At 49.5% G+C, this 19,690-nt stretch carries 20 protein-coding genes; 9 read left to right on the top strand and 11 right to left on the bottom strand.

Annotation, left to right across the window (positions count from 1 at the left end):
* Nucleotides 1–3 precede the first annotated feature (3 nt).
* Together EH207_RS09175 and msrB are read right to left on the bottom strand one after the other, a co-directional pair.
* Complete coding sequence (locus EH207_RS09175) at nucleotides 4–279, bottom strand: YeaC family protein (RefSeq protein WP_137713726.1); 276 nt, start codon at nucleotides 277–279, stop codon at nucleotides 4–6.
* 97 nt (nucleotides 280–376) lie between these two features.
* Nucleotides 377–796 (bottom strand): peptide-methionine (R)-S-oxide reductase MsrB, encoded by a 420-nt coding sequence (gene msrB / locus EH207_RS09180; protein ID WP_137713727.1) that lies wholly within the window; start codon nucleotides 794–796, stop codon nucleotides 377–379.
* A 345-nt stretch (nucleotides 797–1,141) separates the two neighbouring features.
* On the opposite strand from msrB, the gene gapA reads away from it, so the two are divergent.
* Nucleotides 1,142–2,137: a glyceraldehyde-3-phosphate dehydrogenase gene (gene gapA, locus EH207_RS09185; RefSeq protein WP_137713728.1), complete on the top strand. Its 996-nt coding sequence runs from the start codon at nucleotides 1,142–1,144 to the stop codon at nucleotides 2,135–2,137.
* A gap of 110 nt (nucleotides 2,138–2,247) precedes the next feature.
* Nucleotides 2,248–3,129 carry a D-hexose-6-phosphate mutarotase gene (locus EH207_RS09190; RefSeq protein ID WP_137713729.1) on the top strand — a complete coding sequence of 294 codons (882 nt, stop codon included), beginning with the start codon at nucleotides 2,248–2,250 and terminating at the stop codon, nucleotides 3,127–3,129.
* Between the two features lie 49 nt (nucleotides 3,130–3,178).
* Here the strand turns inward: EH207_RS09190 and EH207_RS09195 are convergent, their stop codons facing one another.
* Entirely contained in the window at nucleotides 3,179–4,033 is an 855-nt protein-coding gene (locus EH207_RS09195) for an aldo/keto reductase (RefSeq protein ID WP_137713730.1), read from the bottom strand.
* Nucleotides 4,034–4,149: 116 nt separating this feature from the next.
* Nucleotides 4,150–4,899, bottom strand: coding sequence for a MipA/OmpV family protein (locus EH207_RS09200; RefSeq protein ID WP_137713731.1), 750 nt, complete (start codon nucleotides 4,897–4,899; stop codon nucleotides 4,150–4,152).
* A 563-nt stretch (nucleotides 4,900–5,462) separates the two neighbouring features.
* Between EH207_RS09200 and yeaG the strand changes: the two genes are divergently transcribed.
* The 3 genes from yeaG to EH207_RS09215 all read left to right on the top strand — a co-directional run bounded on the left by yeaG (nucleotide 5,463) and on the right by EH207_RS09215 (nucleotide 10,349).
* Nucleotides 5,463–7,397: a protein kinase YeaG gene (yeaG, locus tag EH207_RS09205; RefSeq protein ID WP_137713732.1), complete on the top strand. Its 1,935-nt coding sequence runs from the start codon at nucleotides 5,463–5,465 to the stop codon at nucleotides 7,395–7,397.
* A gap of 37 nt (nucleotides 7,398–7,434) precedes the next feature.
* A complete protein-coding gene (locus tag EH207_RS09210) occupies nucleotides 7,435–8,706 on the top strand; it encodes a YeaH/YhbH family protein (protein WP_137713733.1) in 1,272 nt (423 codons plus the stop codon).
* A gap of 104 nt (nucleotides 8,707–8,810) precedes the next feature.
* Complete coding sequence (locus EH207_RS09215) at nucleotides 8,811–10,349, top strand: SpoVR family protein (RefSeq protein ID WP_137713734.1); 1,539 nt, start codon at nucleotides 8,811–8,813, stop codon at nucleotides 10,347–10,349.
* Nucleotides 10,350–10,420: 71 nt separating this feature from the next.
* On the opposite strand, the gene fadR is transcribed toward EH207_RS09215, so the two are convergent.
* Nucleotides 10,421–11,140, bottom strand: coding sequence for a fatty acid metabolism transcriptional regulator FadR (gene fadR / locus EH207_RS09220; protein WP_137713735.1), 720 nt, complete (start codon nucleotides 11,138–11,140; stop codon nucleotides 10,421–10,423).
* 474 nt (nucleotides 11,141–11,614) lie between these two features.
* Here fadR and dsbB point away from each other — a divergent pair, with 474 nt between their 5' ends.
* Nucleotides 11,615–12,145: a disulfide bond formation protein DsbB gene (dsbB, locus tag EH207_RS09225; RefSeq protein WP_137713736.1), complete on the top strand. Its 531-nt coding sequence runs from the start codon at nucleotides 11,615–11,617 to the stop codon at nucleotides 12,143–12,145.
* 63 nt (nucleotides 12,146–12,208) lie between these two features.
* Here the strand turns inward: dsbB and EH207_RS09230 are convergent, their stop codons facing one another.
* From EH207_RS09230 to EH207_RS09245, 4 genes are all read right to left on the bottom strand, one after another.
* The gene (locus EH207_RS09230) at nucleotides 12,209–12,406 is read right to left on the bottom strand and encodes a DNA polymerase III subunit theta (protein ID WP_137713737.1); all 198 of its coding nucleotides are present in this window, start codon (nucleotides 12,404–12,406) and stop codon (nucleotides 12,209–12,211) included.
* Between the two features lie 84 nt (nucleotides 12,407–12,490).
* On the bottom strand, nucleotides 12,491–12,937 hold the full coding sequence (locus EH207_RS09235; RefSeq protein ID WP_137713738.1) for a YcgN family cysteine cluster protein: 447 nt from the start codon (nucleotides 12,935–12,937) through the stop codon (nucleotides 12,491–12,493).
* A gap of 102 nt (nucleotides 12,938–13,039) precedes the next feature.
* Complete coding sequence (locus tag EH207_RS09240) at nucleotides 13,040–13,696, bottom strand: fumarylacetoacetate hydrolase family protein (protein ID WP_137713739.1); 657 nt, start codon at nucleotides 13,694–13,696, stop codon at nucleotides 13,040–13,042.
* 359 nt (nucleotides 13,697–14,055) lie between these two features.
* Nucleotides 14,056–14,313 carry a YcgL domain-containing protein gene (locus EH207_RS09245; protein WP_137713740.1) on the bottom strand — a complete coding sequence of 86 codons (258 nt, stop codon included), beginning with the start codon at nucleotides 14,311–14,313 and terminating at the stop codon, nucleotides 14,056–14,058.
* A 137-nt stretch (nucleotides 14,314–14,450) separates the two neighbouring features.
* Between EH207_RS09245 and minC the strand changes: the two genes are divergently transcribed.
* The 3 genes from minC to minE all read left to right on the top strand — a co-directional run bounded on the left by minC (nucleotide 14,451) and on the right by minE (nucleotide 16,309).
* Nucleotides 14,451–15,137 carry a septum site-determining protein MinC gene (gene minC, locus EH207_RS09250; RefSeq protein WP_137713741.1) on the top strand — a complete coding sequence of 229 codons (687 nt, stop codon included), beginning with the start codon at nucleotides 14,451–14,453 and terminating at the stop codon, nucleotides 15,135–15,137.
* 86 nt (nucleotides 15,138–15,223) lie between these two features.
* A complete protein-coding gene (minD, locus tag EH207_RS09255) occupies nucleotides 15,224–16,036 on the top strand; it encodes a septum site-determining protein MinD (protein WP_137713742.1) in 813 nt (270 codons plus the stop codon).
* Nucleotides 16,037–16,039: 3 nt separating this feature from the next.
* Nucleotides 16,040–16,309, top strand: a complete 270-nt coding sequence (minE, locus tag EH207_RS09260; protein WP_015840174.1) for a cell division topological specificity factor MinE — start codon at nucleotides 16,040–16,042, stop codon at nucleotides 16,307–16,309.
* 257 nt (nucleotides 16,310–16,566) lie between these two features.
* Here the strand turns inward: minE and rnd are convergent, their stop codons facing one another.
* Together rnd and fadD are read right to left on the bottom strand one after the other, a co-directional pair.
* Complete coding sequence (gene rnd / locus EH207_RS09265) at nucleotides 16,567–17,688, bottom strand: ribonuclease D (protein ID WP_137713743.1); 1,122 nt, start codon at nucleotides 17,686–17,688, stop codon at nucleotides 16,567–16,569.
* A 202-nt stretch (nucleotides 17,689–17,890) separates the two neighbouring features.
* Nucleotides 17,891–19,579 carry a long-chain-fatty-acid--CoA ligase FadD gene (gene fadD / locus EH207_RS09270; protein ID WP_137713744.1) on the bottom strand — a complete coding sequence of 563 codons (1,689 nt, stop codon included), beginning with the start codon at nucleotides 19,577–19,579 and terminating at the stop codon, nucleotides 17,891–17,893.
* Between the last annotated feature and the right edge of the window lie 111 nt (nucleotides 19,580–19,690).

Raw genomic sequence — 19,690 nt, forward strand, 5'->3', positions numbered from 1 at the left:
GAGTTAATGCTGAGGTTTGAGATTAATGATGGCGGCGGCGTCGAATTGCCGCTTAAGTTCTTGCTTGCTTTTCATCACGATCTCGCCGTTGGTTCCAATCGTCATATGTTGCGCCTGCTCATTATGACGAGCTTGCCACATCATCACCATTTGCAGGCAGTTCTCTTTCTGCTCCGCCGATAACGCGACGCCGTCAGGCCATTTTCCCAGTTCTACCGCCGTTGCCAGGCGTTGATAGATTTCCGGCGTCATTGCCTCAATCAGTTCATCAAGATGCATGTCCAGTTCCTTACGCAGCACATAATCAACGTCTCAAGCTGAATCGTTTAAAGCATCATTGACGCATTCAGTTTGGACAACAGCAAGTTAACGCGGATTAACCGTCGACTCGCTCGCCGTCAACCGCATCAATAAAGCTGAGTGAGGCGGAATTTACGCAGTAACGCTCTCCTGTGGTATTCGGGCCATCAGGGAAGACATGTCCCAAATGCGCGTCACAGTGTCCACAGCGAATCTCGATACGCTGCATATTGTGCGAATCATCCTGAAGATAGCGAATCGCTTCCGGTGATACGGGCTGATCAAAACTCGGCCAACCGCAGCCGGAATCATATTTGTTATCGGAATAGAACAGCGGCGACCGGCAGCAGAGACAATGGTAAATACCAGTCCGCTTATTATGCAGTAATTTGCCGGAAAAAGCCGGTTCGGTGCCCCGTTGCTGTGTGACATAGCGTTGCATTTCAGTCAGTTCAGCGTCATCCGCCGGTAGTTGCTGAGAAGGATCGTTTGTCATAAAAATCTCACAGAGTGTTTATGTCCATTAAGATAATCACTAATTCTAACAAAAAATTAACAACATTGCAGGCTCTTTTAGCTTAGTATAAACCCCCTTATCATGATCAATATTCAATTGTGATACATGTCACAATTTTGAGTAAATCAGGCTTTTTATGATGTATTACGTCTCCATATCTGTCTTAGATATTATTTAGTTACCGCAAAGGTGGAATTTTACTCAAAGGTTGGTCGCAGGTTTGACTTACAGCAACTATTGACACGATTCCGCTTGACGCTCAGCAGGGTTTTTGTAATTTTTACAACCAACCTTTTATTCACTAATTAATTAGCTGGTGGAAATATGACTATTAAAGTAGGTATCAACGGTTTTGGCCGTATCGGGCGCATTGTTTTCCGTGCCGCACAAGAACGTTCTGACATCGAAATTGTTGCAATCAATGACCTGTTAGACGCGGAGTACATGGCATACATGCTTAAGTACGACTCTACGCACGGCCGTTTCAACGGCACCGTTGAAGTTAAAGAGGGTCACCTGATTGTTAATGGTAAAACCATCCGCGTCACCGCAGAAAAAGACCCAGCTAACCTGAAGTGGAACGAAGTCAACGTTGACGTGGTTGCCGAAGCAACGGGTATCTTCCTGACTGACGAAACCGCACGTAAACACATCACCGCGGGCGCCAAGAAAGTGGTACTGACCGGTCCGTCCAAAGATGATACTCCGATGTTCGTTATGGGGGTAAACCACAAGGCTTACGCGGGTCAGGAAATTGTCTCCAACGCATCTTGCACCACTAACTGTCTGGCTCCGCTGGCCAAGGTTATCAACGATAATTTCGGTATCGCTGAAGCGCTGATGACGACCGTTCATGCGACCACCGCGACTCAAAAAACCGTTGACGGTCCGTCTCACAAAGACTGGCGCGGCGGCCGCGGCGCATCTCAGAACATCATCCCATCATCTACCGGCGCGGCTAAAGCTGTAGGTAAAGTCATTCCTGAGCTGAATGGCAAACTGACCGGTATGGCGTTCCGCGTTCCTACTCCGAACGTCTCTGTCGTTGACCTGACCGCTCGTCTGGAAAAACCGGCTTCTTACAAAGAAATCTGTGCTGCGATCAAAGCGGCGGCTGAAGGCGAACTGAAAGGCGTTCTGGGCTATACAGAAGATGACGTTGTTTCTACCGATTTCAACGGTGAAAAACTGACTTCTGTGTTCGATGCCAAAGCCGGTATCGCGCTGAACGATAACTTTGTAAAACTGGTTTCCTGGTACGACAACGAAACAGGCTATTCCAACAAGGTTTTGGATCTGATCGCCCACATTTCTAAATAAGTCGCGGAGATGATCCAATGATGAAGGGCGACGCAGTGTCGTCCTTTTTTTATTTGCTGCCTGTCAAAGCCGTTTTCGCTCATGAATAGCAATCATAAAAGGCAAATATCATGACCGATAAGATATTCAACCTCCCCATCATAAAACAAATTACACCAACCATTAGCCAACGTCAGTTAGAGCAATTGCCCGTGATTGTCGTCGAACATCCGCGGATGCGTGCGGCAATCGCACTACAGGGGGCGCACCTGCTAAGCTGGCAGCCAACCAATGAAGCGCCGGTTCTATGGCTGAGTGGCAACACATCATTCGCCGAGCATGTGGCTATTCGTGGCGGTGTCCCAATCTGTTTCCCGTGGTTTGGCCCGACTGCCGCTCCTAACCATGGTTTTGCGCGCCTCATGCCGTGGGCATTGACTTCTCATAGCGAAGATGGCGATGGCGTCCAACTCGCGTTCACGTTGCGTGACAACGAACAAACCCGCGCCGCCTGGCCGCATGAATTTATGCTGATTGCCCGTTTCCATCTGGGCAGAGAATGTCGTATCGAACTGGAATTTCATGGGGATTACAGCATCACTAGCGCATTGCATACCTATTTCAAGATCGGCGATATCAGCAAAATTAGCATCGGCGGTCTGGGCGAGCAATTTATCGATAAGGTTAATCAGGGCAAGCTGTCTACAGCGCAAGGGGATTTGGTTTTTACCGATCAAATAGACCGCATCTACACTCATCCGCAGTCCATTAGTGTGATTAATGACCCTGTGCTGCAACGCACAATTGAAGTGCATCACAATCAGCACAGTGATGTCGTATCCTGGAATCCGGGTGCAGAACTATCGCATACCATCAGCGATATGACCGATGACGGTTATAAAACCTTTGTATGTGTAGAAACCGCGCGCATCAATCAGCCGCTTACCCCCAGCGTCCAATCACCGATGCGACTGAGCTGCATTATTCGTATCAGGAAATCACATTTCTGCTGACGGGGTCCGATGCATTGGCCTACAACCGTTTTGGCGAAAGCGCGCTACCCTACACCACATCCAGATGTTGCTTGTTAGTCGGAGCAGGAAACACCTGATCCAGCATCGTCAGTTCCTGCGGTGACAGTATGATCTCCAGGGATCGCGCATTTTCTATCACATGTTGTTCAGCACTGGCTTTGGGAATGGCAATGACGTCTGGATGGCGAATGACCCACGCGAGCAAAACCTGAGCAGGCGACATACCACGTTGAGCGGCAATGCTCTTCACCACCGAATGCGCCAGCAGATCGTCACGCAAACGACCGGCCTGAGCAAGCGGGCAATATGCCATAACCGGGATATGATGTTGCCGACACCAGGGCAGCAAATCAAACTCGATTCCGCGTGAAGCCAGATGATAAAGCACCTGATTGGTTTGGCAGGCTTTGCCGCCGTTGAGCGACCACAGCGCCTGCATATCCTGAATATCCAGATTGGAAACGCCCCACTGTCTTATTTTGCCTGCCTGCTGTAGCGTTTGCATGGCGTTAATCGTTTCAATCAGCGGAATGCCACCGCGCCAGTGCAGCAGGTACAAATCAATAGAGTCCGTTTGCAGACGCTGCAAGCTTCGCTCACAAGCGTTGATGGCTTTCTGCCCGCCCGCATTGTGCGGGTACACTTTGGATACCAGATAGACCTTATCGCGCTGGCCACGAATGGCTGCGCCCACAATCTCCTCCGCTCGCCCATCGGCGTACATCTCCGCCGTGTCGATCAGCGTCAGTCCGTGGTCTATGCCAACCTGTAGCGCTTTAACCTCCTGCGCTTTCAGTTCAGCATGTTCCCCCATATACCATGTTCCCTGACCAATCGCAGGTACGATGCTTCCATCTGGAAAAGTCACTTTTTTTATAGTCATGGCGCTTCGTCCTCTCCTGAGCAAAATCGCCCAACACCCTATGCACCATCAGTGTGCAAAATGGGGTGTAGCACCCCATTTTTGTGCAATAAATGCACTAAGACCGTCAATCCCCATCAAAATCGGTAGCTAACGCCGACCGACAACAGGGCGCTATAACTTTTATCCACAATCGGACTATCTTTCATCTCATCAGACAATCGAGTATAGCGACCCACCGCCCAGGTGCTCCAGCTTGAGTTGATTTGGTAATTCGCGCTGAGTTCCAGAAAAGGCGCCCAACCATCGCCAGGACGGTAGCGGGCAAAACCTGATTGTGCTGACTCGCTGCGGCTGACGCCATAGTAATAACGGTTCATATTCTTACTAAACCAGGTGGCGCCGATGCCGGGGGTAATGTTCAGATCGCCCATTGTGAAGCGATAAAGGTAGGTGGTGTCCCAAGCCAACCCATTGCTGTTATCCAACGTATCCCCGGCCAGTACGGTACGAATTTCGCCCCAGTCAGCGATATGACGATAAGCCATGCCCGCCATCAGCGACCCGCGGCGCTTATCCAACTGCTTCATTTGCCGATCGTCACTGTCACCAGGTTTAAAGCCCAAGGGCAGATAATATGCCGTCAACGAAAGACGATTAGCTCCATCATTCCACAAATAATAACCACCGCCCAAACCGCGAAAATAGAAATTTTCGCTTTCATAGTTCAGCACGGGGAGAGGATAAACGTCGTTATCAACACCGCGGTAAACTGACGTGGAGCCTGCCGCTCCAACGCCTAAAGATACCTCAGCCGCATAAGCGGAAGGCAACGTTAAAGCAGCGGCAACACACGCTGCCAACAGACTTAATTGAGAGTTTTTCACAGTTTTCTATTTCCTATTTTGCGGGTTACCGGGGTTAAGGCGATGCTTACGTGGTTCTCCTTCCCGATATCAGATTAATTAAAAATATGATAAGCGAATATGTTATATCAAAGAATGACGAAGACACGACATCCCCTCTAACGCCCACCCTATGGGATACTACACGCGATTGCCAGGAAGTGAGTCATTGAAATATCTTAAAAAGATGTCTATCGGATAGAGGAAATTTTACGGATGCAAACTAAACTTTAATATAGAAGGTGAAGTTTTCCGAGTCGGCAGGCATGTATAAAATTGCATGATTGTCATAAACGACAAGTTGGCATAAGGGTTGCTGTACTCAGATGATTTCTTCTTTCGGGGGCATGATACTCAACCGATTTCAAGATGCGGTAAATCGGCAACGGAGCGAATCATCAGGAACGGTGATGACACCGTGACTGGAACCAGGGAAGGAAACCAGCACTGCTGAATTTGAAGGATGGTGGGTATACATTATATAGGCTGTACGCATTCTACACGCTCTCTTAATCTGTGCTAATTGACGAAGGACGGGCATCGCTATGAACATATTTGATCACTACCGCCAGCGTTACGACGCTGCCAAGGATGAAGAGTTCACATTGCAGGAATTCCTTGCTATCTGTCAGCAAGATCGTAGCGCTTACGCCAACGCTGCTGAAAGATTGTTAATGGCTATCGGTGAACCCGTAATGGTGGATACCGCTCATGAATCGCATTTATCCCGTTTATTCTCGAATCGGGTGATCGCCCGTTATCCTGCTTTTGAAGAGTTTTATGGTATGGAAGATGCCATAGAACAAATCGTGTCATATTTGAAGCACGCAGCTCAGGGGTTGGAAGAAAAGAAACAGATTTTGTATCTGCTGGGGCCGGTCGGCGGAGGGAAATCTTCATTGGCTGAACGCCTGAAAGTGCTGATGCAGCACGTCCCTATCTATATTCTCAGCGCCAACGGCGAGCGCAGTCCGGTCAACGATCACCCACTATGCCTGTTCAATCCTCAGGAAGATGCCGCGATTCTGGAAAAAGAGTATGCCATTCCTCGGCGCTATCTGGGTACCATCATGTCGCCCTGGGCCGCTAAGCGCCTACAGGAGTTCGGGGGTGACATCACCAAATTCAAGGTTGTCAAAGTATGGCCTTCCATTCTCGCGCAGTTGGGTATCGCCAAAACCGAACCGGGCGATGAAAACAATCAGGACATTTCCGCGTTGGTGGGTAAAGTCGACATCCGTAAGCTGGAACACTTTGCTCAGAACGATCCCGATGCCTACGGCTATTCCGGCGCCCTGTGCCGCGCCAACCAGGGCATAATGGAATTTGTGGAAATGTTCAAGGCCCCGATCAAAGTGCTGCATCCCCTGCTGACGGCAACGCAGGAAGGCAACTACAACGGTACGGAAGGCATTGCCGCATTGCCGTTCAACGGCATCATTCTGGCGCACTCCAACGAGTCAGAATGGGTTCAGTTCCGTAATAACAAAAACAATGAAGCATTCCTTGACCGCGTTTATATCGTAAAGGTGCCGTATTGCCTGCGCGTCTCGGAAGAAGTCAAAATTTACGACAAACTGCTTAACAACAGCGAACTGACTCACGCGCCCTGCGCACCGGGAACGCTGGAAACACTGGCCCGTTTCTCCATTCTTTCCCGTCTGAAAGAGCCGGAAAACTCCAGCATCTATTCCAAAATGCGGGTGTATGACGGTGAAAGTCTGAAAGACACTGACCCGAAAGCGAAGTCCTATCAGGAATACCGCGACTATGCGGGCGTGGATGAGGGCATGAACGGCCTTTCAACCCGTTTCGCCTTTAAAATCCTTTCTCGCGTCTTCAACTTCGATCACAGCGAGGTTGCGGCGAATCCGGTCCACCTGTTCTACGTGCTGGAGCAGCAAATTGAGCGTGAACAGTTTCCGCAAGATCAGGCAGAGAAATATCTTGAGCATCTGAAAGGCTATCTGATTCCGAAATACGCGGAATTTATCGGTAAAGAAATTCAGACTGCCTATCTGGAGTCCTATTCTGAATACGGACAGAACATCTTTGATCGTTACGTCACCTATGCCGACTTCTGGATTCAGGATCAGGAGTACCGCGACCCGGATACCGGCCAATTGTTCGACCGGGAATCTCTGAACGCCGAGTTGGAAAAAATCGAAAAACCGGCGGGTATCAGCAACCCCAAAGATTTCCGTAACGAAATCGTCAACTTTGTGCTGCGCGCACGCGCCAACAATAGCGGACGTAATCCGAACTGGACCAGTTACGAAAAATTACGGACGGTGATCGAGAAGAAAATGTTCTCCAACACCGAGGAACTGTTGCCTGTCATTTCGTTTAACACCAAGACTTCAACGGATGAACAGAAGAAACATGATGATTTTGTCGATCGTATGATGGAGAAGGGTTACACCCGCAAACAGGTACGTTTGCTGTGTGAATGGTATCTGCGAGTGAGGAAGTCATCATAATGGTGCATGGAGCTGGGCAAAGTCGTTTGGGGGTAGTATGGCCTATTTCATTGATCGACGGCTAAATGGCAAAAACAAAAGCATGGTTAACCGCCAGCGCTTTTTGCGCCGCTATAAGTCGCAAATTAAACAGTCGATTTCCGAGGCCATTAATAAGCGTTCGGTGACCGATATCGAAAGCGGGGAGTCTGTCTCGATCCCCAATGGGGACATTAACGAACCCATGTTTCATCAGGGACGCGGGGGACGCCGTCATCGCGTCCATCCCGGCAACGATCACTTCATACAAAACGATCGCATTGAGCGGCCGCAGGGAGGAGGCGGCGGTTCCGGTCAGGGCGATGCCAGCAATAATGGCGAAGGCCAGGATGAGTTCGTGTTTCAGATATCCAAGGATGAATATCTGGATCTGTTGTTTGAAGATCTGGCGTTGCCTAATTTGAAGAAAACGCAGCACCGCCAGCTTAACGAATACAAGACTCACCGCGCCGGGTACACGGCGAACGGTGTTCCCGCCAATATCAGCGTGGTACGCTCGCTGCAAAATTCCCTTGCCCGCCGTATGGCAATGACGGCAGGCAAACGCCGGGAGTTGCACGCGATGGAGGAATCCCTGGAGCAACTGGAGCGTATTGAACCGGCCCAACTGCTGGAGGAGGAGCGTTTACGGCAGGATATCGCGGAATTACGTCAGAAGATTGCCCGCGTCCCGTTTATTGACACGTTTGACCTGCGCTATAAAAATTACGAACGGCGGGCCGAGCCGTCCAGTCAGGCAGTAATGTTCTGTCTGATGGATGTTTCCGGCTCAATGGATCAAGCGACCAAAGACATGGCGAAACGCTTTTATATTCTGCTCTATCTGTTTCTCAGTCGGAGCTATAAAAACGTTGACGTCGTCTATATTCGCCATCACACGCAGGCTAAAGAGGTCGATGAGCAGGAGTTTTTCTACTCGCAGGAAACAGGCGGCACCATCGTGTCCAGCGCATTAAAACTCATGGAAGAAGTGATTCACGAACGTTACGATCCGTCGCAGTGGAATATCTACGCTGCTCAGGCATCCGATGGCGACAACTGGGCGGATGACTCCCCGCTGTGTCATCAGATTCTGGCGAATCAGTTGCTGCCAATGGTGCGTTATTACAGCTACATTGAAATTACCCGACGTTCACACCAAACGCTGTGGCGTGAGTACGAAATGCTGCATGACGAATTCGATAACTTTGCCATGCAGCATATTCGCGATCCAGAAGATATCTATCCCGTGTTCCGCGAGCTTTTCCGCAAACAAACCGTTGGTCATTAATATATTGATTATTCATCAAATAGAGTCAGCCAATTAAATTATCAATCTGGCTGATTAATAATGTCTGTACGATACCGTACATGCAGTCATGTAGGGGGGCGCTGATGGCTATATCGACCAATGATCAGGTAAAGAAACCGAATCGTCTTGATGATGGACCAGACTGGACGTTTGATCTATTACAGATCTACCTTGATGAGATAGATCGCGTAGCGAAATACTATCGGCTGGATACGTATCCGCATCAAATTGAAGTGATTACCTCTGAGCAGATGATGGATGCCTATTCCAGTATTGGCATGCCGATCAACTATTCTCACTGGTCGTTCGGGAAGAAATTCATTGAAACCGAGCAACGTTACAAGCACGGTCAACAAGGGCTGGCGTACGAAATTGTCATCAATTCCGATCCTTGTATTGCCTATCTGATGGAAGAGAACACCATGCCCATGCAAGCGTTGGTCATGGCTCATGCCTGCTACGGGCATAATTCGTTCTTCAAAGGAAACTATCTGTTTCGCAGTTGGACAGATGCCGGCTCTATCGTCGATTATCTGATCTTCGCCCGACTGTATATCTCGCAGTGTGAAGAACGCTATGGCGTCGAAGAGGTCGAACGGCTGCTGGACTCTTGTCATGCCTTGATGAATTACGGCGTGGATCGTTACAAACGACCGCAGAAAATCTCGCTGGAAGAGGAGAAATCCCGGCAGAAAAGCCGCGAAGAATATCTGCAAAGCCAGGTTAACGAACTCTGGAAAACGCTGCCGCGGCGCGAACAGGATATTTCACCCGAACGCGCCCATCGTTTCCCGCGGGAACCGCAGGAAAACCTGCTGTACTTTATGGAAAAAAACGCGCCGCTGCTGGAACCATGGAAACGTGAAATTTTACGTATCGTGCGTAAAGTCAGCCAGTATTTCTATCCACAAAAACAGACTCAGGTCATGAACGAGGGTTGGGCCACCTTCTGGCACTATACCATTCTTAATCATCTTTATGATGAAGGGCGGGTGTCTGAGCGCTTTATGATGGAGTTCCTGCACAGCCATACCAACGTTATCTATCAGCCTCCCTACAATAGCCCGTATTACAGCGGCTTCAACCCTTACGCGCTCGGCTTCGCCATGTTTCAGGACATCAAGCGTGTTTGTCAGGCGCCAACCGAAGAAGATCGCTACTGGTTCCCGGATATCGCGGGTAAGGACTGGCTTGATACGCTGCATTTCGCCATGCAGAACTTCAAAGACGAGAGTTTCATCAGCCAGTTTCTGTCGCCAAAAGTCATGCGCGACTTCCGACTGTTTACCGTGCTGGATGACGATCACAACAACTATCTTGAAATTGCCGCGATTCATGATGAAGAGGGCTATCGCTTGATCCGCCAGGAGTTGTCCGCGCAATACAACCTGAGCCATCTTGAGCCCAATATTCAGGTGTGGAATGTGGATTTGCGCGGTAACCGTTCGTTAACGCTACGCTATATTCCTCATAATCGCGCGCCGCTGGATAAAAGCAGCCAGGAAGTGATGAAGCATGTTCACCGCCTGTGGGGATTTGACGTATATCTTGAGCAGGCGAACACGGACGGCAGCGTGGAGTTGCTGGAGCGCTGTCCGCCGAGGAATTCGGCAATAACCTGAGGCATAATGCAAAGAGAGAGAAGCCACCAAGGGTATTCAGACTCGTGAATACCCTTTCGTATTAGATGCGTCTAGCGACGAATGTCGGCGATATCTCGTGGAAGAGCGCTCTGCATAGTGTGCCAGATGGCCCCGCTTTCTTTTCCGTAGTGTCTGACCACCTCCATGACCTGCTCATATAACCCGTCCCGACACAGCACTTCCAGACGACCATAAAAATCCATCGCCAGTTTGCGGGCATCGGGATTGGAGAAATAATAGCGGCCAACACGGATATACAGCCCTTTCAGTCCGTTAAGGATAAGGCCATAAATAGGATTTCCCGAGGCAAAGGCCAGACCACGAAAGACATTATAATCCAATTGGGCGAAAGCCTCTGCGTTGTCACCCACTGTTCCGGTTTGGGTGAGCACTTCACGCGTTTTTTCCGGGTGCTGGCGCAAGGCCGTACGGATAAAAATCGCCGCGATATTGGTACGCACGGACAGAAGGTTATCGATCAACTGAGGCACGCTATCGTGATCGAGTCTCGCCAACGTCTCCAAAATATTCAGCCCGGAGGTTTCCCAAAAATTATTAATCTTCGTCGGTTTGCCATGCTGGATAGTAAGCCAGCCGTCACGCGCCAATCGCTGGAGCACCTCGCGCAACGTGGTGCGCGTTACCCCTATCAGCTCGGAAAGTTCCCTTTCTGCCGGCAGAATTGAACCCGGAGGAAATCGATTATTCCATATACTTTCAATGATATATTCTTCCGCGAATCCAGCCGGACTTTGCGCCTTTATGACCATGAGTTTGATATTCCATAGCGATATTTACCGATGACAGCGGACCTCATCATACCAGACGAACTAACCATGACATAGCATCGCAGCCCTGCACAAAACACATTTGGGATGTAAATTACTCACATAATCATTGGACCGGACGACGAGATGCTCTTTGTTTAATTATATATAAACATTTCGGATATGATGTTACGCATTGAATGCATATGGGCGCCTTTTATCGATTTCGTGCCGCAACATTACGGGATCTCAATATCGGATACACACATATCCGGCAGCCACTCACCCTCACAATCGTGTATAGTAATGTGCAGCGGGAAACCGGATGTGTTTTCGACATCACTGCACCGCGGCGAAATTAAAAAAAATCAAATTAATAGATTGTTATGTTTTTCACAGTGAACGGTGAAATGATGGCGGAGAAACCAGATCGGTTTATACCGCTATTTCGATCATTTTTAGCATGGAATACTTGTTATGTTGCGATTTCTTAACCGTTGCTCACGTGGGCGCGGTGCGTGGTTATTAATGGCATTAACAGCCGTGATTCTGGAATCGGTCGCGCTTTATTTCCAACACGTCATGCTCTTGAAACCCTGCGTACTTTGCATCTATCAACGCACTGCACTTTTCGGCGTCATGGGCGCAGGTTTGCTGGGCGCCATTGCCCCGGCCAGTTTGCTGCGTTATCCCGCTATTGGACTCTGGATATACAGCGCATTTGAAGGGCTGCGCCTTGCCTGGAAACATACGGATATACTGCTTAACCCGTCTCCCTTTAACACCTGTGACTTCTTCGTCAGCTTCCCGTCATGGCTGCCGCTGGATAAATGGCTTCCGGCCGTATTTAATGCATCGGGAGACTGTTCCGAACGTCAGTGGCAATTTTTATCACTGGAAATGCCGCAGTGGTTAGTCGGTATTTTCGCGGTTTATCTGCTGATAGCCGTATTGGTTCTGATTGCCCAACCTTTCCGCCCTAAGCGTCGCGACCTTTTCAGCCGCTGACTCAATAAGAACGACGTCACACCCGGGCTAAGGGTGTGACGGCTTGAGACACACGCCTCCCCTTCACTGCTGAGGGCGATAGATATGCCGGTAGTGGACTAATCTCTCCTTGAAAAATTGCCTCTTCTCTTTAGGCATATTTTTCGTCACCTCATCAGCGTTGATCGCTTTCTGCTGGCTTTCCATAAAAGCAATCGTGGAGGCAGCAAAATCAGTATATTGATCGCCGTATTGGATAATGAGTTTTTCAAAGTTAACCATTTGTCCCCCCTCCTATGCTGTTCGTTGGCGTACAAAAATTATACAGCATATTAAAAACTGCACAGTGAAGAATGCCCGTTATTGTTATCTGGCCCACACTGGTTTGTTTAAAATGTGATCTTGCCAGTCAAAAACTTCACTTTCTCGTACCGCAATATGGCGCACAGAAATGCGTTCGCCGTGCATCGCCGCCTTGGAGCCAGTGAGCAGCGGGTGCCAGTACGGTAACGGCTTCCCTTCATTAATCAGACGGTATGCGCAGGTCGCTGGCAGCCAGTTGAACGTCAGCAAATTCTCACGAGTAAGTTTGATACAGTCAGCTTCATACTCGAAACGGCGTTCATAGTTACGACATTGGCAACTTTTTATATTCAGTTGATCGCAGGCTACATTGGTGAAATAGATCTCCTCTGTATCCTCATCAATCAGTTTATTCAGACAGCATTGACCGCAGCCGTCACATAACGACTCCCATTCATCATCGGACATCTCTGACAATGTCTTGTGCTGCCAAAAGGGGCGTTCACTCATGTTCTTTCTTTTCCAGTTAATCTTTTGGGGCTGTGTATAGCGGCTTTAGCAGGCGGGAGCATGCGTTGCTACCCGCTGATACAAAAACAGGTAGCCGGATGTTTAGATGATACGCGTATTCAGGGTATGAGCGTTAACTGAGATTTTCAGCATATCGCCAGATTGAATCGGCCCGACGCCCTGCGGCGTACCGGTCAGAATAATGTCGCCCGCGCGTAGCGTAAAGAAGCGGCTCATATAGGCGATTAGCGGTAGAATCGGCGTGATCATGTCGCGAGTGTTCCCCTGCTGACGAACTTCGTCATTCACTCTGACGCCCAGATCAGTCTGCTGCGCGTCACCGAATTCGGATACCGGAATAAAACCGGAGATAGGACAAGAACCATCAAACCCCTTTGCTTTTTCCCACGGTTGCCCGGCTTTTTTAAATTCAGCTTGCAAATCGCGCAGCGTCAAATCCAACGCCACGCCATAGCCGGCAATGGCCCGCGCAACACGTTCTTCATTCGCCTGTTTCAACGGTGTGCCAATCAGCACCGCCAGCTCAACTTCATGATGGACGGAGCCCAGGTTTTTAGGAATGGCCACTGGTTGGCGTAAATCACACAGTGACGTCTCAGGTTTGATGAATAGCACGGGCTCGGTTGGCGTGGCACTGCCCATCTCCTTTATATGCCCTGAGTAATTACTGCCGACACATACTACTTTGTTGACCGGGAAATCAAGCAACGCCCCCTGCCAGTCTCTGTGTTGATACATGGATGTTCTCCTGCCCTGTCTGTTATTGTTGGGTAATTATGGCATCTATCGCTCTGTCGTTATGCCCCTGGCACCATCATATAAAATGCAATCCGATAAAAACAGCCCGTTCCCGCAGCCTATTCCGCCATTCCGCCAAGCGTTGCGGCGTGCGTCGCAGCAGATAACAAACAGTCGAATGTTCGCCGTGGACAATAATAATGAGTGAGGTCACCTGACGGTCGACGTGAGTCGAATACCGTTCAGACTACTTTTACAAAAACCCGGTTATTCATACGGGTTTCATTTTGAGTACTCTGGGCACAATATTATGATTAAGGCATTATCTGAAAATAAACGTCGGTATTAATTTTTTACATTTACCAAAGCGTCTTTAATAACGTTTCCGGCGGAGGCGGAACCTGTAGATAGAACCCCTCTTCCCTGAGTGCTTGTTTCACCTTTTCAATATCGGCATTAGCTAATTTTTTACTGCCGTCGAGCGGCAATAGCATGGCGAAATGCGGCGTACCAAATCTTTTTATCAGCGCTTCCGGGACGCGGGAAAAATCGTCTTTTTTTTCGACATAAAGATATGTCTGATCACGTTTGGAACTTCGATAAATCGCACAAAACATCTTTTTTTACTCTATTTAATGGGAATGGCATCTTGCCTGTATATAATTGTGACTATAACATGCTTACAGCGCTCTAGAATATCATGCCTCAAATGTTACTTTGGGGATTAAAAGATGCTGAAACTGAGTCAGGATAGATGTCACAAACGCCAATAGAATTAAAAGGCAGCAGCTTTACCTTATCGGTTGTTCATTTGCATGATTCCCAACCCGAGGTAATTTATCAGGCACTACAGGAGAAAATCGAGCAAGCGCCCGCTTTTCTGAAAAATGCCCCGGTTGTCATTAATGTCGCCACATTGACGGCTGAAACCGACTGGATAAAATTACAACAGGCTATTTCTTCGACAGGATTGCGCGTCGTCGGCGTCAGCGGCTGTAAAGACGAGCAGTTGAAGCAGATGATTACGCAGGCAGGTTTACCTCTGCTGAGCGAAGGAAAAGCGCAACGCCGTCCAAACGATACCGTTGCATCCGCCCCTGCCGCGGTAAAAACCCAAGTCATCAATACGCCGATACGCTCCGGCCAGCAGATTTACGCACGAAACTGCGATCTGATTGTGGCCAGCAGCGTCAGCGCGGGCGCTGAGGTGATTGCCGATGGCAATATTCATATTTATGGCATGATGCGAGGTCGCGCCCTCGCCGGCGTCTCAGGCGATGAACAAAGCCTGATATTCTGTACACATCTGGCCGCAGAATTGGTGTCTATCGCCGGGCGTTATTGGCTGAGCGACCAGATACCCGCGTCATATTTCGGGCAGGCGGCGAGAATAAACCTCGACCTTCTGGACAATGTTTTAAACATAAAACCTCTAGACTAGCACCTATGCCAGCAGGCGATGACTGGCCGTGACAATAGGCACAGCCTGATGGGATACGTTCTAAACCCTTTGACAAGGAAACATTTATGGCACGCATCATTGTTGTTACATCGGGTAAAGGGGGCGTTGGCAAGACCACTTCAAGCGCGGCCATTGCTACCGGTTTAGCCCGGAAAGAAAAAAAGACCGTCGTTATCGATTTTGATATCGGTCTGCGCAACCTGGATCTGATCATGGGGTGCGAACGTCGCGTAGTTTATGATTTTGTTAATGTTATTCAAGGTGATGCAACGCTGAATCAGGCGCTGATCAAAGATAAACGCACGGATAACCTGTACATTCTGCCCGCCTCACAAACGCGTGATAAAGAGGCATTGACCCGTGAAGGTGTCGAGAAAGTGCTGAACGATCTGAACGAAATGGCGTTCGATTTCATCGTTTGTGACTCACCGGCAGGTATCGAAACCGGGGCGCTGATGGCGCTGTATTTCGCTGATGAAGCCATCATCACGACCAACCCGGAAGTCTCCTCGGTTCGTGACTCCGACCGTATTCTTGGCATTCTATCGTCAAAATCGCGTCGTGCGGAACGCTCAGAAGACCCCATTAAGGAACATCTGCTGCTGACCCGTTATAATCCAGGCAGAGTAAGCCGCGGCGACATGCTGAGCATGGAAGACGTACTTGAAATTCTGCGAATTCCGCTGGTTGGCGTGATTCCAGAAGATCAGTCCGTACTACGCGCCTCCAATCAGGGCGAACCGGTTATTCTGGATGTCGAATCCGATGCGGGCAAAGCCTATGCCGATACGGTCGACCGTCTGTTAGGAGAAGAGCGGGCTTTCCGCTTTGTAGAGGAAGAGAAGAAAGGTTTCCTTAAACGACTTTTTGGGGGATAAATTATGGCACTACTCGACTTCTTTCTGTCCCGCAAAAAAACGACAGCCAATATCGCCAAGGAACGGCTACAAATTATTGTCGCGGAGCGACGTCGGGGAGACAGTGAGCCCCATTATCTGCCGCAATTGAAACGGGATATACTTGAGGTCATCTGTAAATATGTGCAGATTGACCCGGAAATGGTAACGGTTCAACTCGAGCAAAAAGGCGATGATATTTCCGTGCTTGAGTTGAACGTCACTTTGCCAGAAGCGGAAGAAACGCCTAAATGATTTTTCTGTCATAAACATCCCCTGCTCATTGGCAGGGGATGTTGTATATATATCCAGCCTCTATTAATCATCCCAATCTTGCGCTTCAAATTTATTTACGCGCAATGGTTTATTCGCTTTTGTCACGGCAAAGATTTCCCCAGATGGATAAAATTGACTGAGATATTTCTGAAATAATCGCCATTCGCCCCCATCTTAAAAAGACATGTTTCAATAAATTAATAGGAGAGTGGCGATTAATCACAAATCAGCAAAAATTAATATCCCTGCAAAATTTCCCGCAGCGCCTGACCATATAAATTATCGCGCCAGCCGACGAGCATTTCAGGTAAAGCGTCCCGTCCGGTTAATTTCCAGTGCCAGTTCAATAGCCGGTTAATTTGGCGGCGTGACGCCAGCAGTTCGGCGGAGAGTCCGCTGCTCTCGCTGTAGCGCTGCACCAGCGCCTTAATGTCTTTAAATGCCTTTTTATAGCCGGGGTAATCAATCAGATTGACGATCGGGGCCGGGCAATCGGCATCCGCGATACCCTCGGTTTGCTCCACCAGCGACAGCAGCGTTTTACCGTGGTAGCGGATTTCCGGGCCGCTAAGCCCCAGTGAATCCAACTCTCCCAGTGACGAAGGCAAAAATCGGGCAACCTGCCAGAGATGTTCTTCACGCACCACAAAATTCACCGCGCTATCGCGCTCGCGGGCTTTACGCAAACGCCACTCGGCAAGGCGTTGCAGACACGCCAGATGGCGGCCTTGCAACTGCCAGGCGTTGCCAATTTCACGGTAAGCCTCCTCCGGCGCCAAAACCTCCTGTTTACGCTGGCACAGAAGAAGACACTCATCCAGCGCCGCGCTTGTCCAACCGGCCGCCTCGGTTTGCGCTACCAGTTTAAGGGCCATCGGTAACAGATAGAACACATCCGCAGCGGCGTAATCACACTGTTTTTCACTCAGCGGACGGGCGACCCAGTCAGTACGTGATTCGCTTTTATCGAGCGTCACTCCCATGTACTCGGCGACCAACGCGGCAAAACCAAAGGAAAGCGGTTTGCCTAAAAAGGCGGCCAGAATCTGGGTGTCGATAAAAGGAGAGGGAGATAGGCCGAAAGCATTGAGAAACACTTCCAGATCTTCACTGCCGGCATGCAGAAATTTGGTGACCTGCTGATCACGCAGCAGTTGTTGAAAAGGAAGCCAGTCGTTAATCGCCTGGGGATCGATAAGCGAAAGCCGTTCGCCATCGTACAATTGGATTAACCCTAACTGCGGGTAGTACGTCCTTGTTCTGACGAACTCGGTATCCAGCGCAATCTGACGATACTGGCGCGCTAGTGTGCAAACGTGTGTTAACCCGGTGTCGGTAGTAATCAACTGATAATTCAAAACATTATTCTCTCAATAGCTTATAAATCTAATAAGTCACGCCGGACTAACCGGCGTGACTAAAATAACGGACCTGATGCATTGTGGCGGATCGTATTGCCGCAGGTCACAGCAGGCCGCTTTTTATGCTGATAGCCAGGGTATCGCGCCCCGTCGTCTGCTGGAGGCGTTTTATTGATATATCATCGCTCTCGCCGCGGATTTAGGCGTTTACCGCCTTTGCGACCGGACGATTTTCGTCTCGCAGTTGCCGTCGCAGGATTTTCCCTACGCTTGATTTGGGTAAATCATCACAGAATTCAATTTCTTTTGGCACTTTATACCCGGTAAGGTTACGGCGGCAATGCGAAATCAAGCCCGCTTTGGTCAACGAAGGATCGCTGCGCACCACAAAGGCTTTCACCGCCTCACCCGACAAATCACTCGGCACCCCTACCACCGCAGACTCAGAGACTTTCGGATGGCGTGCGATCACATCTTCAATTTCCGTGGGGTAAACGTTAAAACCGGACACCAGAATGATCTCTTTCTTGCGGTCGATAATCCGTAGAAATCCCTCATCATCAATCGTGACAATGTCACCGGTCGCCAACCAGCCATTTTTTAATACTTCATCGGTTGCCGCTGGCTGCTGCCAATAACCCTGCATCACCTGCGGACCGCAGACCCATAGCTCGCCAGCCTCTCCTGGCCCAACGTCAATGCCGTTATCATCTACGATCCTGATATCGGTAGAAGGAACCGGCAACCCGATGCTACCATTGTAACATTTCATGTCATAGGGATTACCCGACACCAGCGGCGAACTCTCCGTCAGCCCATAGCCTTCCAACAAATGTTTACCCGTGAGCGTCTCCCAACGTTCGGCAACCGCCTGCTGTATCGCCGCCCCACCGCCTACGGACAATCGCAACGCGGAAAAATCAAGCTGATGAAAATCTTTGTTATTCAGCAAAGCATTAAATAAGGTATTTACCCCGGTGATCGCCGTGAACGGGAACGCTTTCAATTCGTTAACGACCGCCGGAATATCACGGGGATTAGTGATCAGCCTATTTTTTCCGCCCAGAGCAAAAAACAGCAGGCAATTCACCGTCAGCGCAAAAATGTGATATAGCGGCAATGCCGTTACCACCCATTCTTGCCCCTCCCGCAGTGTGGGGCCATAGGCGGCGATACACTGCTCCAGATTTGCCTGCATGTTGCGGTGGGTCAGCATCGCGCCTTTGGCAACGCCCGTCGTTCCCCCGGTATATTGCAGAAAGGCCAGATCGGTATTGATGACGTCGGGCTTGACATATTGCAGGCGTCGCCCTTCCTGCAATGCCCGACGAAAAGAGATAGCGCCGGGTAGATGATATTTCGGCACCAGCCGCTTGATATATTTGACAACAAAATTGACCAGCGTCCCTTTTGGCGTGGAGAGCTGATCGCCCATACGGGTCAGAATAACGTGTTTTACCGACGTATTAGCGACCACTTTTTCCAGCGTATGGGCAAAATTGGATACAATGACGATCGTGTTGGCGCCGCTATCTTTGAGCTGATGCTCCAGCTCTGGCGGCGTATAGAGCGGGTTAACATTCACCACCACCATCCCCGCCCGCAGCACGCCAAACAACGCCACCGGATACTGCAACAGGTTGGGCATCATCAAAGCGACACGATCGCCTTTCTTTAACCCAAGCCGGTTTTGCAGATAGGCTGCAAAGGCCCGGCTACGCTCTTCAAGCTTGCGAAATGTCATCACTTCACCCATGTTGATAAATGCAGTTTGATCGGCATAACGCTTTACGGTGCTTTCAAACATATCAATCAGTGAGGCAAAGCGATCCGGATCAATTTCCGCAGGCACCGAGGCCGGGTAGCGTGATAACCAAATTTTGTCCAAAACGTTACTCCCGAGAGATTTTTTCAGTGGCATCGCCACCCTCACCGCCCCATTAATTAACATTATTTTAACTCACCTTATCCGTAAGCCAGCAAACAATATCAAGGCCGC

Source organism: Brenneria rubrifaciens (genome assembly GCF_005484945.1).
Taxonomy (GTDB): Bacteria; Pseudomonadota; Gammaproteobacteria; order Enterobacterales; family Enterobacteriaceae; genus Brenneria; species Brenneria rubrifaciens.